At 40.6% G+C, this 12,679-nt stretch carries 17 protein-coding genes; 11 read left to right on the forward strand and 6 right to left on the reverse strand.

Features of this window, described 5'->3' with window-relative positions:
* Positions 1 to 865: 865 nt before the first annotated feature.
* On the forward strand, positions 866 to 1,687 hold the full coding sequence (locus AC1DLI_RS33660) for an SDR family oxidoreductase (protein WP_477609976.1): 822 nt from the start codon (positions 866 to 868) through the stop codon (positions 1,685 to 1,687).
* Positions 1,688 to 1,809: 122 nt separating this feature from the next.
* Positions 1,810 to 2,400, forward strand: a complete 591-nt coding sequence (locus AC1DLI_RS33665) for a TetR/AcrR family transcriptional regulator (protein WP_477609978.1) — start codon at positions 1,810 to 1,812, stop codon at positions 2,398 to 2,400.
* 474 nt (positions 2,401 to 2,874) lie between these two features.
* On the opposite strand, the gene AC1DLI_RS33670 is transcribed toward AC1DLI_RS33665, so the two are convergent.
* The 3 genes from AC1DLI_RS33670 to AC1DLI_RS33680 form a co-directional block, all read right to left on the reverse strand.
* Positions 2,875 to 3,615 (reverse strand): MerR family transcriptional regulator, encoded by a 741-nt coding sequence (locus AC1DLI_RS33670; RefSeq protein WP_477609980.1) that lies wholly within the window; start codon positions 3,613 to 3,615, stop codon positions 2,875 to 2,877.
* Between the two features lie 449 nt (positions 3,616 to 4,064).
* Positions 4,065 to 4,382 (reverse strand): hypothetical protein, encoded by a 318-nt coding sequence (locus tag AC1DLI_RS33675; protein WP_477609982.1) that lies wholly within the window; start codon positions 4,380 to 4,382, stop codon positions 4,065 to 4,067.
* Entirely contained in the window at positions 4,363 to 4,647 is a 285-nt protein-coding gene (locus AC1DLI_RS33680; RefSeq protein WP_477609984.1) for a hypothetical protein, read from the reverse strand. The genes AC1DLI_RS33675 and AC1DLI_RS33680 overlap by 20 nt, the downstream gene beginning before the upstream one ends.
* Positions 4,648 to 4,772: 125 nt before the next feature.
* Between AC1DLI_RS33680 and AC1DLI_RS33685 the strand changes: the two genes are divergently transcribed.
* Entirely contained in the window at positions 4,773 to 4,901 is a 129-nt protein-coding gene (locus AC1DLI_RS33685) for a hypothetical protein (protein WP_477609986.1), read from the forward strand.
* A 91-nt stretch (positions 4,902 to 4,992) separates the two neighbouring features.
* On the opposite strand, the gene AC1DLI_RS33690 is transcribed toward AC1DLI_RS33685, so the two are convergent.
* Positions 4,993 to 5,238, reverse strand: coding sequence for a hypothetical protein (locus AC1DLI_RS33690; RefSeq protein WP_477609988.1), 246 nt, complete (start codon positions 5,236 to 5,238; stop codon positions 4,993 to 4,995).
* 355 nt (positions 5,239 to 5,593) lie between these two features.
* Between AC1DLI_RS33690 and AC1DLI_RS33695 the strand changes: the two genes are divergently transcribed.
* The 6 genes from AC1DLI_RS33695 (at position 5,594) to AC1DLI_RS33720 (ending at position 8,390) form a co-directional block, all read left to right on the forward strand.
* Positions 5,594 to 5,779, forward strand: coding sequence for a hypothetical protein (locus tag AC1DLI_RS33695; protein WP_477609990.1), 186 nt, complete (start codon positions 5,594 to 5,596; stop codon positions 5,777 to 5,779).
* 175 nt (positions 5,780 to 5,954) lie between these two features.
* Positions 5,955 to 6,182, forward strand: coding sequence for a hypothetical protein (locus AC1DLI_RS33700; RefSeq protein WP_477609992.1), 228 nt, complete (start codon positions 5,955 to 5,957; stop codon positions 6,180 to 6,182).
* A 132-nt stretch (positions 6,183 to 6,314) separates the two neighbouring features.
* Complete coding sequence (locus AC1DLI_RS33705; protein ID WP_477609994.1) at positions 6,315 to 6,641, forward strand: hypothetical protein; 327 nt, start codon at positions 6,315 to 6,317, stop codon at positions 6,639 to 6,641.
* Positions 6,638 to 6,922 carry a VOC family protein gene (locus AC1DLI_RS33710; protein ID WP_477609996.1) on the forward strand — a complete coding sequence of 95 codons (285 nt, stop codon included), beginning with the start codon at positions 6,638 to 6,640 and terminating at the stop codon, positions 6,920 to 6,922. The genes AC1DLI_RS33705 and AC1DLI_RS33710 overlap by 4 nt, the downstream gene beginning before the upstream one ends.
* Positions 6,923 to 7,147: 225 nt before the next feature.
* A complete protein-coding gene (locus AC1DLI_RS33715) occupies positions 7,148 to 7,489 on the forward strand; it encodes a hypothetical protein (protein ID WP_477609998.1) in 342 nt (113 codons plus the stop codon).
* Between the two features lie 226 nt (positions 7,490 to 7,715).
* The gene (locus AC1DLI_RS33720; protein ID WP_477610000.1) at positions 7,716 to 8,390 is read left to right on the forward strand and encodes a cyclase family protein; all 675 of its coding nucleotides are present in this window, start codon (positions 7,716 to 7,718) and stop codon (positions 8,388 to 8,390) included.
* A 110-nt stretch (positions 8,391 to 8,500) separates the two neighbouring features.
* Here AC1DLI_RS33720 and AC1DLI_RS33725 read toward each other — a convergent pair whose 3' ends face one another.
* Positions 8,501 to 9,283 carry a sugar phosphate isomerase/epimerase family protein gene (locus AC1DLI_RS33725; RefSeq protein ID WP_477610002.1) on the reverse strand — a complete coding sequence of 261 codons (783 nt, stop codon included), beginning with the start codon at positions 9,281 to 9,283 and terminating at the stop codon, positions 8,501 to 8,503.
* 753 nt (positions 9,284 to 10,036) lie between these two features.
* On the opposite strand from AC1DLI_RS33725, the gene AC1DLI_RS33730 reads away from it, so the two are divergent.
* Positions 10,037 to 10,495: a hypothetical protein gene (locus tag AC1DLI_RS33730; RefSeq protein WP_477610004.1), complete on the forward strand. Its 459-nt coding sequence runs from the start codon at positions 10,037 to 10,039 to the stop codon at positions 10,493 to 10,495.
* Positions 10,496 to 11,161: 666 nt separating this feature from the next.
* Here the strand turns inward: AC1DLI_RS33730 and AC1DLI_RS33735 are convergent.
* Positions 11,162 to 11,944: an alpha/beta fold hydrolase gene (locus AC1DLI_RS33735; protein ID WP_477610006.1), complete on the reverse strand. Its 783-nt coding sequence runs from the start codon at positions 11,942 to 11,944 to the stop codon at positions 11,162 to 11,164.
* Positions 11,945 to 12,467: 523 nt separating this feature from the next.
* On the opposite strand from AC1DLI_RS33735, the gene AC1DLI_RS33740 reads away from it, so the two are divergent.
* Positions 12,468 to 12,679, forward strand: a 212-nt coding sequence (locus tag AC1DLI_RS33740; RefSeq protein WP_477610008.1) for a helix-turn-helix domain-containing protein, incomplete at its 3' end; no start/stop codon positions are given.

Below are 12,679 nucleotides of genomic sequence, written 5' to 3' on the forward strand. Positions count from 1 at the left end.
TGGGCGATATCTACGCCGTATCTACGCCGATGACAAGGTGATGAACGGTAATGTTTTCAATGAGTTGATTTTGCTTGTCTTGTGCCTTAAACTTCATAGTAGAGCGACCTCCTGATGGGTTTTTTGAGGCAATTGACCTCGTGCGTAACCCCATCGTACAAAGGCGCTCGTTTTTGTTCAAACTCCAATTTATTCGTTTTACAGGAATTCTAACGGGCAGAATAATGCAACATAATCAGTTTGCAATTATGAAACAAAGTGCATAGTATCGACGTTTTAACATTAGAGAAGAAAAGAGAAGAAATTAAAAAAGGAGGAAAATCAAACTGAAAAAATAAAGCTTTTCAGTGTTAGTGTTTAACAATTGTATTTATTTTAAGTGAATGTGGATATTCTACCCAAGTTGATACTATAACTCCAGCTAATGATACGATTCAAAACACCTCGATAAAACAAGTACACACACCGAAAAGAATAAAGAAGATCACACATTTAGCGAGTTAAGAAATATTGCTTGGAGACAAGTAAGTGACACCGCAAAGAAAACTGTATTCGGTGTCAGGAAGGAAGCCTCAGTAGAAAAATCGATTTTTGAAGAAGTACCAATTATGGTTGAGAAGGACTCTATAAAGACATCAAATAACATCTATAAGGTTACCTTCAAGACTACTCAAGACGAATTAATTGGGTCAATAGGGATATACATTGATACTGTGACCAAGCAGGTAGTCGCTATCAGAGAAAAAGGCTTGCGACTGAAGTATTTGACAGAATACGAATTCTGTTTCATAATAGAATGAACATTCGATCTAAACCTTTAATCGGTATAGAATGAACGTTCAATATATAATTTGGAGGTATTAATATGAGTAAAACAGTTTTTATTACGGGAACCAGTTCAGGCTTGGGAAAACTTACGGCGATTCGGTTTGCTGAAATGGGCTGGAACGTAGCTGCAACCATGCGTACACCAGACAAAGAAACGGAGTTTACCGGTTACGATAATATCAAAATTTTTAAACTGGACGTAACCAATGTGCAAGAAGTTCAAACATCGGTAGATCAAGCCATTGCCGCGTTCGGTAAGATCGACGTCGTCATCAATAATGCAGGTATGGGGACTTACGGTCCGTTGGAATTAGCCCATGAGGAAGCGATCGACTGGCAATTCGCCGTTAATACGCGAGGACCGATCAATGTCATTCGTAAATTTATACCACATTTCAGAGCCAATGGCGGAGGCATGTTCATCAATATTAGCTCTTTCATGGGAATCACGACAGCGGTGCCGCTCGGATCTCTCTATAATATGTCGAAATTTGCTTTGGAAGGACTGACGGAAGGTCTTTATTACGAGCTGAAGCCGTTGAATATCGAACTTAGATTGATCGAGCAGGGAGGTTCTACAGGAAATAATTTCAAGAACAGTATCACTTGGAACCGAGATGATAACATACGTGATTACGATAATCTGATGACGAAAGTGCAGAATTTAATGAATCATGCGGAATCCAGCTCTACATTGGATGATCCTCAGATTATCGTAGATGCCATAGCCGCTTTGGCGACTGGAGAGAGCAATAAATTTCGCACTGTCATCGGAACAGCAGGCAATGATCTGATGGCGCTTAGAAATTCTGTGTCCATTGAAGAATATTTGGAGACGATCTTTAAGAATTATATGTAAGCCCATTATGAAACACTTCGTCATAGCGCCAGGTCGATCTGACAATCTTGACTACGGATTGTATGAGGTGTATGTTAGATTAGAATGATCATTCGATCTTATGGTGGGAGCGGGATAACCTAATGTTTGAGAACTATAACAAGGTGCAGCAGGCTGTCCTTGAAACAACACTTAATATCATCTTCCGAAAGGAATTACAGGCTACTTCAATGGCGCTTATCGCCAAGGAGTCTGGTGTATCGACAGGGAATATTTATCATTATTTCAAAAGTAAAGAAGATATCGTTAACGAATTGTACAAAGCCATTGTTACGTTTAACGGAGAGTATGTGCGAGGAGGCTTGCTGAAGGGCACAACGACTCGTGAAAAATTTGAATTAGGTTGGAATCGGGTTATCGAATTGGGGAAACAATATCCTCAGGGCTTTCAATTTATTGAGCAGTATTCGTTCTCGCCGTACATTTACGAAGAGGTAAAGCAAGAAGCCTATACCGGCGGATGGTGTGGGCCAATGAACGAGTTATATCAAGAAGCCATTCAGGAGAAGCTGTTTATCCCGATGAATCCGAAAATGATGGTGCAGATGCATTACGGCACATTTGTTTATATGTTGAAGGCCCATCTACACGGAATCTTCGAGTTAAGCAGTGAGAGCGTCAGTGGTGCAATCCGTTCGTGTTGGAATGCTGTAACTCTTAGAGATGTAACGTAGGTAGATGGCCAAAAGCCGCCCTCAAAGGAAGTTTGATAACAACCTTTGAGGGCGGCTTCTGTTTTTATGGGTGGGGCATAGTCGCCATTGGACGGCTTATTCTCGTCAACTTCAAGCGAGTCAAGAACAATTCGGCATCAGTTGTCGGGTGACATGAACATGATCTCATTCCCGACGAAATTCATTGAAGAGGATATAACGAAATCGAAGGCACATCTGCCTAAGGGGTTAAGCTGATGGAAGATTTACGCAACAGCGCCATGTGCAGTGGACGGAATAGCATTGTTGCTCAGGGAGCATATTTGACGAGGACTCGTATGGACTTTATTGATAAAACAGGATGTTCTTAAGAGTCATTTGAAAATAAAAGTGGATTCAACTAACGGAAAACGATAGTTGAATAACACATGGATGAGCAGGTGCTATGGTGGACTGCTCTTTTTATTAAGCTAACGGGCAGGTTACTGTAATAGATTATTTAGAATTATCAGCGTATATTGCCATCGCTTCGCGCATGAATGCTGTCAGACCGTCACCAAACTGGTCGATGTTTTTAGTGAACCGTCCATCCTCCACATACAGTTGCCCTAATCCTTTGAAGGCTTCGAGCGAGTAGTAGTGGCCCTTGCTATTCAAAAATTGATACCATTCACCAATTGCCGCTTGAGCTTCTTCTGATTCAGGGGCGCAGTTCCGAACGGCCGCAATTTTTACGAAAATCGCAACCATTTCTTCAGTAATTCCTGCTTGTTCTTCCTTAGACAGGCTTCCAATTGAAGCGTTAGCCTTGTCGATGGCCTCATCCCCCCAACGTTCCCGTGCTTCCTGTTCGTACGGGTTATGTCTAAAATCAAAGCCTTTAAATTTCTCTTTGTTTGACATTTGAATCTCTCCTTTCGTGTACCGTATTGTCTTATCAATCGTCACTGTCATTTTATCGAGGCGGGCACGTTTATCGAGCAGCATCTTTCGATGCAATACCAACGCTTCCAGTCGATTGAATGACGGATCGTTGATAATCTCACTAATTCTTTTTAGTGGGAGGCCAATTTCTCTAAAGAACAGGATTTGTTGCAGCATCTCGAGATTGGTGTCGGAGTATAGGCGATAACCGGCGTCTGTTACCTGAGCGGGTGTTAACAATCCAATTTCATCATAATGATGCAGCGTACGGACGCTAATACCGACTAAATCTGCTACTTCTTTTACTCTCAACTGTTATGACCTCCTTCAACACCGATTATAGAGTATCACGCAACGTGAGAGTCAACACCAAGATTTCATCCAGTCAGAAGAAACCACGAAAATGTTGGGACTCTAGAGGATGAAGACATTAGAGAAGCTTTATTTGGTGCCATGCAAGGAAGAGGAGTGTTTCGAAGATTTAAAGATGGAATAATAGAACATGGTATCGCAAACGTTGGTACAAGTACAAAGAGAGTAAGCTAAAGGAAAATGTAACTGAATGGTTGATATTGAGATCCTAGAGTAATAATGGGTGTATTCATACATAGTGGAGGAATGAAGAGCTTGATTGCGCTAACGAGGAACGATAGTTGAACACCGAAAGAGCTACCGCATGGTAGCCCTTCGTTAAGCTAACTGGCAGATTAGTTATATGACACCTATTATGGTGTCTCGTGATATTCAGCAGCCGTATTTTTCTATTGAGTGAAAGACTTATTTCTCACCCAAGCTCCACCTTCATCCGTACTCCGATAAAACATCGTAGCGCAGCGGAGTGCTCCTCGTGCCGCTTCTTCAACAGATGAATATCTATTTTCCGATGGATCGTGAGGATCGGTTTTGTCCGCGTCTTTATAGTAATGGCTTAGCTCATAAAAATAATGGCCGTTCTGATTTCTGAGGATATCAATTTCAATTTCTTTACCATCGATTATAACCTTTAGTGTTCGGACAATCTCGTGAACGGCTTGGATATCGGCGTGAAGATTTCCGAGTTCAGACAAATTCAACATCATGAGTGTCCTCCCAATAGCTTCCTTCACCAAAGTAATCTTTGCATACGCTGTTGAGTGACTGCAACACATCGATAATTCCTTTTAAATCACATGTATGGAAGGTGTCATTTATTTCACGATTTTCCTCCGTAATTGAATATACATGGATCTCAGCGCAGCCATCCCATCTAATATTTACATCAAAACGCTTATCTTCTGTTTCGAGTTCTAGCGCTGCAATTCCGCCGTCTGCATCTCTTTTATGTTCGGTCTTTATTATCCACATTCTAATACACCACCTTGGGCTTATGATACCCAAAAGTAGAACATTTATTGCTGTCGCAACAGTATTTGGAACCCATTTTGCAATTAAATAAGGAGACAATAACAGTAACCAAAGGAGGTATTAAGATGAACATAATAGATGGAATGGATGCGGCGAGGTTTAAATCAGCGAATCCTAATTACAAGTCAGAGAAGAAGTTAACGAAGAAAGAAAAAAAGATGCCGATGGTTTTAAGAAATCTAAATAAAAAATAAGCACAAGTGAAATTTGGGATCAAGTTCCATATCACAAGAACTTGGTCCCATAACACAAAAATCATCATCCTTTTTCACATTCATCGTACATTTATTCGGTTTCTATATCAGGTAAATCATCAAAGACGTTCGACTTCGGCACCTGGGTCACATCATCTTTTTGCTGAACCCAATACCCGATATTGCGGTACCAATCCTGAAAAGAGTCGTCCAATTGCTGTTCTCGATTGCGGTCCTCATTAACGTCGGAATCAACTTCCGTCTCCTCCCTAAGAACCCCATAAACATCCTTATTAACCCCGTCTTTCCGGTCTTCGATATCATTAAATGTATCCATGTTGATTTAGCCTCCTAAAGTCTCATGCCCCTTTATCCATTTGTTTAATTTGCATGATCAAGGAAAGATTTATACAATCATATTGATTCTTCGCAAGCAGGCATCGAATATTTGATTTGGGATCTGCTTCATTTAAACTATTATTCATTCAACTGTGAGAAGAAAATAATCGTATAACCGTCAGGTCGATACCATTTTTCACTACCCTACATCTATTATGCTTATGCTAACGGGAAACGATAGTTGAACACCGAAAGGGCTGCCATATGGTAGCCCTAGCCCTTCATTACGCTAACGGGCAGGTTAATGCAACATTTTCCAACTATTATAGTCTAGTTGACAAAGGGGGAATCGTATGCGGGAACCAATATTAGCAAGTGTGATTTTAGTTCTTGTGGTTGGAATGGTGTTACTGTATAAGAAGCGTGGCTTTTGTGAATACACTCATATTTTTGAACGAAAACAAGATTTTTTCATTTTAGCACGGGAAGGGAATGACTTATTTTTTTATCCTCGAAAAATGGAGCAATATAGTGTATGACACCAAATACAAAACTGTCGGAAGTCAAGAACATTGTCCCATTAAAGCCGCGCAAATTGCGGTTTTTTTTATTAATGGGTTCAAGTTCTTGTCATTTGTTGATGACAAGAACTTGATCCCATTCACGACTAGTGACAAGAACATAGTCCCATTCCCAACGGGGAAATGATGCACCATGTCGTCCATTCTTTTATGGTCAAAATATGAGCATATTGAAGAGCTAATTGCTGAAATTGAAGTCATTGCGGTGACCCTTGAATCCAAGGATAGAACTGCACTTTTACAAGTTCATAATATGTTTGCTCCAACGGGACCTCTCCAAGAAATCTCGATAACTAATGGTTGGGGGAAAGTATTTTTGGAATTATCAGAGCGCGTAGATAACCTTATAGCGCTAAGCTAACGGAGAACTTTAGTTGAATTAACAATGAGCAGATTGTTGTGGCAGCTACTGCGTTTTTTTAAAAAACTATTGGGCAGAGTTTAACCCTTGAGGAATATCTGAGAACAGAACTAAAAACCAGCGAGGTGCAATTTGAAGAAAACTGTTTTAGTCAGCATCAGCTACTATGTTGAAATTGATGAGAGCGAAATTGAACTGTCTCCTGAAATCCAAAACAAGCTGTGTGAGAATCGAACTTTAGAATCTGATGACGAGAAGGTTTTGCTAAAGTGGAACCAATCTTCATTTCGAATACTAAACCCTGAAATCATGAATTGCGGCAAATGTGCGAATTGTGGGTGTTGGACAACAGATAGAGAAAGGCGTGATGCGTTAATTGGATTAAACAATGGGGCAATTTACAACGATAAATTACTTTGTGATGAGTGCCTACCTTCGGACCATAAGTGGGCTTTTTGATTCAACTTGTACAGCGGCAGCATTTTGCATTTCGGGTTGATGTAGAGGATATCATACACGCAAGTGATTACTTAAAAGAGCTTGGTATTGAAAGTACCAATTTCTTTGGTGATTCTCCGGAGAATTTGATGGTTTTCCCTTTTATGCCGGCGGTTTCTATTTACTTCGATGACCCGGATGGTCATTCTGTCGAGCTCATTGCAATGCTAAACGACAAACCAAAACCTGAACTGGAATCATGCACTGGAAAGATTAGAATCGGCTGGTGGACGTTGAACTAACGGGAAACGATAGTTCAATAATTACACCACGAGGCTGCCGCGGATGATTGGCAGCCTTTGTTGCGCTAACGGATGATACTGTTCATCTCAATTGTTGAACTAACGGGCAGTTTAGTTTAATAAGGAGTTCAACCATAAGTAATTCTAAGGAGTCTGTGTTTATAAACCAGTAAAAAGAAATTATGAGGGAGTCGTTATGAAAATCTAAATGGATGGGGTGGCTTCATGCACTTAGAATTGGAAGAGGGAACATGGACACTTTTTATCACTTGCATTACGATCATTTTTCTTTTAAGCGCATTTGTTTTAATAAGAATGTCGATTATTCATAAGACAAAAGCTTTTGTATGGTTAATCCTTTCCACTATCTTTCAAACTGGAGCATTAGTACTTGGACTAACATTATTTCCGCAAGATAAAGAATTAGGAACTATGCTGTCAGAGGAAAGCTCCTTGAATCTTGGAATGATTGGTCTAACGTGGGCAGCAAATATGCTATTCCTTCTTATTGGAATTTGGCAAATAAGCGATAAGCTTTTAAATAAAAATAATAATAAAAGTGCTTAAGCTACGTTTTCGAAAATCTGTAGGTTTAAGCTAACGGGTACGATAGTTGAATAACACATGATTGAGCAGGTGCTATTGAAACTTTGAAGCACAAATAAACGGTTTATATAATATGATAAATATAGGTCCGTACAAAAGCCTGACAGATGATTCATGCTGCCTAGGTGAAGCGAAGAATGATTAGCAGCGTTACGGCAAAATATTAGGAAGAGGTGAGCAGCGAAATATGAAGCGATTGGTTCTGTCCTATCCACTTAGCATACATACGCCGGTGTATAAAGACAATCCTCCTGTTGAGATCCGGCAACAATTCAGTATTAACAAGGGCGATTTATACAATCAATTTTTCATAAATACCATTAATCATAACGGCACGCACATTGACGGTCCGTGGCACTTCAACCCGCAAGGTAAAAAGCTCAGCGAGCTGCCCATTGATAATTTCATCTTCACCCGTACGAAGACCCTCGACATTCCCAAATCGGATGATGAACTGATTACAAAAGAAGATCTCGAGCCATTTGCGAATCGGATCGCAGGTTCAGATCTGCTGCTTGTACGCACAGGGTTCGGTAAAATCCGAGATTCGGATCCAGTTCGCTACGGCAATCGTAACCCGGGTTTTTCAGCATCTGCAGCTCAGTATTTAATGATATTTGAATCATTGCGTGCCATAGGCCTTGATTTCATTTCCGCCTCAGCGGCACAAACGCTGGATGAAGGAATCGCTTTTCATCAAATAGTTGCCGGGACGGGCCGTAAGGATGGCCGATTCCTATTTATTATTGAGGATATGAATTTAAACTGCGACTTGTCCGGATTGAACATCGTTTACGCTGTACCTTTGTTTATCGAGGGCATCGACAGCAGTTTTAGTACGGTTTTCGCAGAAAAACGTTAATCATGATTTTGGCACTAATCGATGAGACGCTCGCTCGATGTCTCATCGATCACTGCATAAAGAAAGAGATCCAGAGCTCTTTCTCCTTTTATTTATGTGGTGGCTGAAATTCAAGCAACATTGATTGACCTTAAATAATCTAGGCTTGTTTTTATGGATTCGAAATGATCAGGAGAATGATCATCCTGCTCCACGAAATAATAGTGTACCCCGACATCTTTGAGCGCGCAAAAAATGGAAGGCCAATCAATAATGCCACTTCCTACCTCGGTGAAACCGCCGGTTTTATCTATGTCTTTTACATGTATAATCGGGACGAGTCCTCTATATTTATACAGAGTTTGCAAAGGATCCACTCCAGCTTTTTTTGCCCAGTAGATATCAATCAGCAGCTTCATCAAATCTGTTCCGACTCCTTCGATTATTCGGTCCACAATACGTTTCCCGCCAATTATTCCATATTCATTATCGCGGGGGTGGTACAGAAGCTGAATTCCGCGCCGTTTTGCCTCCTTTCCCATAATCTTCAGCCTTCTGATGACCTCTTGAATCGACGCTTTATCCTTGAAATTTTCCTTGTCAACGAAGATTGTATAGAAATACTTAGCGCCAATCTTCTTGGCGAAATCGAGTTGAAATTCCAGCTCATCCAAATTCGGGAGGATACGGGTGGAAACCACTCCCAAACCGAGACTTTTTAAAGTTTCCACAAATTCATCGGCTGCTAGTCCCCCGTAGTTTGTAGGTTCTACAAGCTTATATCCAATACCCGCTGCCTTACGTAGCGTTCCAATGAAATCCTGCTGCAATTCTTTCCGAAGCGTGTGAAGCGCTAATCCCGGAAGATATTTAGACATATCCCAAAGTTCATTGTTAATCCGAATAAATTTCAATTTACCATCTCCTCTTATTCTATTCCAGCTGATGTTTCGTGAGAATGAGATGATCAGCCGTTCGGCGTATTATTAATATTAGAAATTGTAAGTAAATCACGTTTGCGATCTCAAAGTATAGATGTTCTGCTTTGAGTTCCTTCCTGCATTAACGGATACCACATTTTATGGAGATGCAGCTATTTGTATGAATGGGTTTCTTCCATGTAGATTCGTAGATAGCGGCACTTTATGAACAGACAGTCACAGAGACGCTAACGACACCGGTAGAGTCGGTGTCGTTCATAATTGTTATGAGACCCGGCGTTCAATTAATCATTAAGCTAACGGGCAGGTACAAAAGTTGGTCTCACCTCGTTACAAACACCTTTTGACCGATAATGAAGGGTTGGTCAATGGCTTTATTTTTGATGATGGTGAGGTAATCCTTTTTTCACAATAAGAAAAGCCTTAAAAAAAGTATGACAAGATTCTTTAAATAGAAAAATCGCAGTAGGATACAATTTCACTTCCGAAGCTAGGGAACTTTTACATGAGCATGGATATCAGATTATACCACTGAGGGAATTCCCATGGACTGATGAAAGGTATAAAGAAATAAAAGGCGGTAGCGGATAGATTGAGGATAGGGTATTGCTTTGAGGTTTGTTCATTGCGCTAACGGGCAGATTAGCTCAACGGATAGAATAGTACGAAAGGGATTACAGTCTTGAGCAAAGAATATGTTCAATTTGGAGTTTTAGGAGGTGACTTATGAAGTTTGAACTTAACAAACAGTTCGTAAGAAAAATAGGCATTATGCTTGAATCTAACCTTATTTGGTACAAACACTATTTCTTATTTTGTGATGAAGTAATAGAAAAGATGGATAGACCTCCGTACTGGATTATCGAACTTACAACAAAAAAATTTATCGGGGACGCAGTGAAAATTGTAAATAGCTACGCATTTTCTGAGCCGTTCGAAACGTTCCCAGATTCATTAAATGATTTCTATTTAGGCTGTCTGATTTTAAGGTATGAACGTAAGGAACTATCATGGGCATCTTTTTTGAAAGATTCTGGTGAATTTGCGGATGCAACTCAAGCTGTGAAACATGAATGTGAATATTTTTATTATATGCTCAATGACTATGAAGACAGTGAATACTCAATTGAATTGGAAATTAAACAAGCGGAAGTTATCAAAGAAGAGTTTAAGAACGTACTTTAAGAGGTGCGAAGTCTTTATGCCCCATTTGTTGATTATTTTCGTAAGTATGTATTATCACAAAGAACGGTTGAATAAAAGCAAAGTGAATTTCGTGTACGTTGGTAATTTTGATGATTGAACTAACGGTGAACGTTAGTTAAAGCTCATAATGGAGTAGTTTTTACCCAGCGGCAGCTGCTATCGAAATACTAAACAAGAAGGTGAGTTCTTAGCATGGAGGAGAGGCTCAAATTTGTAAATTACTCTGTTAAGGAACAACATAATGTTGTCTTAATACTCAATGATCAAAGGGTTGTAAGAGGGAAGGCGTTAAGTCTTTTCGATAACCTCTTGACCTTAGAAAATGATCAGCAAGTGAGTTTAAATGAGATTGTGGAAAGCTTTGTTATTCCTAAGAATCATTGAGCTAACGGGAAACATTAGTTCAACAAACAGGCTGCCGATAATCTCGGTAACCTGTCTAAGGTAAAGGGCAATAGTTGCACTGAATCCCGATCTGTATGAATCGGACAATGTTCTTGTCTGGCACCCATCTCGGAAATATGCCTAATGTCGCCGAACAATGTCATCAAGTCGGGGAAGTTCAACTTTCACGTATCAATCACTGTGTCGTGTCAGAATTATTGAGAGTTTCGAGATAAGCGAAAAATCCGGCTGTTTGTGCAATCATTCAATAAAATGCATCAAGGTCTGGTTAAAGTTATCGCGTTCGTCCAGGAAAGGAACATGACCGCTATATTGAAACGGGACCAAGAACGAATTGCGGATGAACTTATTGGTTTCCTGGGCATTGGGGAACGGAACGACTTTGTCATGGACACCGTTAATAATTAGTGTCGGCACGTTTATTTTCCCAAGATCGTTTCGCACGTTCTCGTCTCTTAACGTAACCATGACGGCCGCAGTCGACCAGCCCGCTGCTTGCAATCCGATTTGAAAGAACCAATTCGAGAAAGTTCCGGTAATATATTTGAAAAAAAAGGAATCTGTTAATCCTGCAAGCATCTGGGGCCGGTCGGACAACGTTCCCGCAATGAACCTATTAGCATCTTGTTGCGGTACGGAACCCGGAGATTGGGCGTCGATTAGAACAAGCTTGGTTACCCCGAAGCTTTGATGTCTTGCCAGGTAACGGATCGCTAGCGCTCCGCCTGCGGAATGCCCCGCCAGTGTTATATTTTGTAATTTCAACGTCTCGATTACAACGCGGATATCGTCCGCTAATCTATCTAAGCTGTACCCGGTGAAAGGCTTATCCGAGTTCCCGAAACCTCGCCAATCCATGCCTATGCACCGGACGCCCAGAGACGGAAGAATATCGAATTGGTATTCAAACTGTTTATGGCTTAAAGGCCAGCCGTGAATAAACAAGATCGTCTTGTTCCCCGTCGGATTCAAATCCTGTACGAATACCCGTACTCCCGGTTCTACTGTGATAAAGTATTCCACGTTGTTCCTCCTAGGCTGAAATAAAACACTTCAGAAATATATTGGAACGATCGTAACTTTATACCTGATTATTTAGCTTGACTAGCAATAACATACTCATCCGCCGCATTCCAGTAATCGACACCTGCCGAGCACTCTCACATAAAACAGCCGTCGCCACCCCAGCGTCAGCGGGAATGGAGAAGCAACGAAGCCTCTGTAGATTCCTTCCTGAAACTCCGTATGGATGTCTCTATCAAAGAAAAGATGGCCATGATTTGGACTTCAATTTCCCCATCTCACAGGATCATATCGTTTCGCTGATTATCACGTAACATCATGGATAAGTCTGGATTTTTGCGGACAAATAAGTAATGACCGTCATGTTCCGCTAAAAACATTATTTTAATGCCATTCAAAAGTTAACCGTTCAACTAACGGGAAACGATAGTTGAACATAAAAGGAGCAGTTTGCTGCTGATATGCTCCCCCTACGGTAGACAGGTTAAAAAATAAAACCTGTAACTGTAAGGGGAGCTTTTTCATGGTCGGGGGAAAATATAATTCGCTAGAGAAACTCAATATCATTGAAGAAGTTTCTAGTGGAGAGATTGGTTCTCTAGCTGCTGCTAAGAAATATAAGATTAACAATACTACATTGATGAAATGGCAACGTCGCTATAAGCTGTACGGTTATGAAGGGCTGGAGCGCCGTACACATAACCGAAGTTATAGTGCTGAACTCAAGCTTCAAGC

The organism is Paenibacillus sp. 01T443, assembly GCF_056398325.1.

Bases quoted from the DNA above. Each gene is read 5' to 3' on its own strand.
- AC1DLI_RS33660 (WP_477609976.1), top strand. From the start codon at position 866: ATGAGTAAAACAGTTTTTATTACGGGAACCAGTTCAGGCTTGGGAAAA.
- AC1DLI_RS33665 (WP_477609978.1), top strand. From the start codon at position 1,810: ATGTTTGAGAACTATAACAAGGTGCAGCAGGCTGTCCTTGAAACAACA.
- AC1DLI_RS33675 (WP_477609982.1), bottom strand. From the start codon at position 4,382: ATGATGTTGAATTTGTCTGAACTCGGAAATCTTCACGCCGATATCCAA.
- AC1DLI_RS33680 (WP_477609984.1), bottom strand. From the start codon at position 4,647: ATGTGGATAATAAAGACCGAACATAAAAGAGATGCAGACGGCGGAATT.
- AC1DLI_RS33685 (WP_477609986.1), top strand. From the start codon at position 4,773: ATGAACATAATAGATGGAATGGATGCGGCGAGGTTTAAATCAGCGAAT.
- AC1DLI_RS33690 (WP_477609988.1), bottom strand. From the start codon at position 5,238: ATGGATACATTTAATGATATCGAAGACCGGAAAGACGGGGTTAATAAG.
- AC1DLI_RS33695 (WP_477609990.1), top strand. From the start codon at position 5,594: ATGCGGGAACCAATATTAGCAAGTGTGATTTTAGTTCTTGTGGTTGGA.
- AC1DLI_RS33700 (WP_477609992.1), top strand. From the start codon at position 5,955: ATGTCGTCCATTCTTTTATGGTCAAAATATGAGCATATTGAAGAGCTA.
- AC1DLI_RS33715 (WP_477609998.1), top strand. From the start codon at position 7,148: ATGCACTTAGAATTGGAAGAGGGAACATGGACACTTTTTATCACTTGC.
- AC1DLI_RS33720 (WP_477610000.1), top strand. From the start codon at position 7,716: ATGAAGCGATTGGTTCTGTCCTATCCACTTAGCATACATACGCCGGTG.
- AC1DLI_RS33730 (WP_477610004.1), top strand. From the start codon at position 10,037: ATGAAGTTTGAACTTAACAAACAGTTCGTAAGAAAAATAGGCATTATG.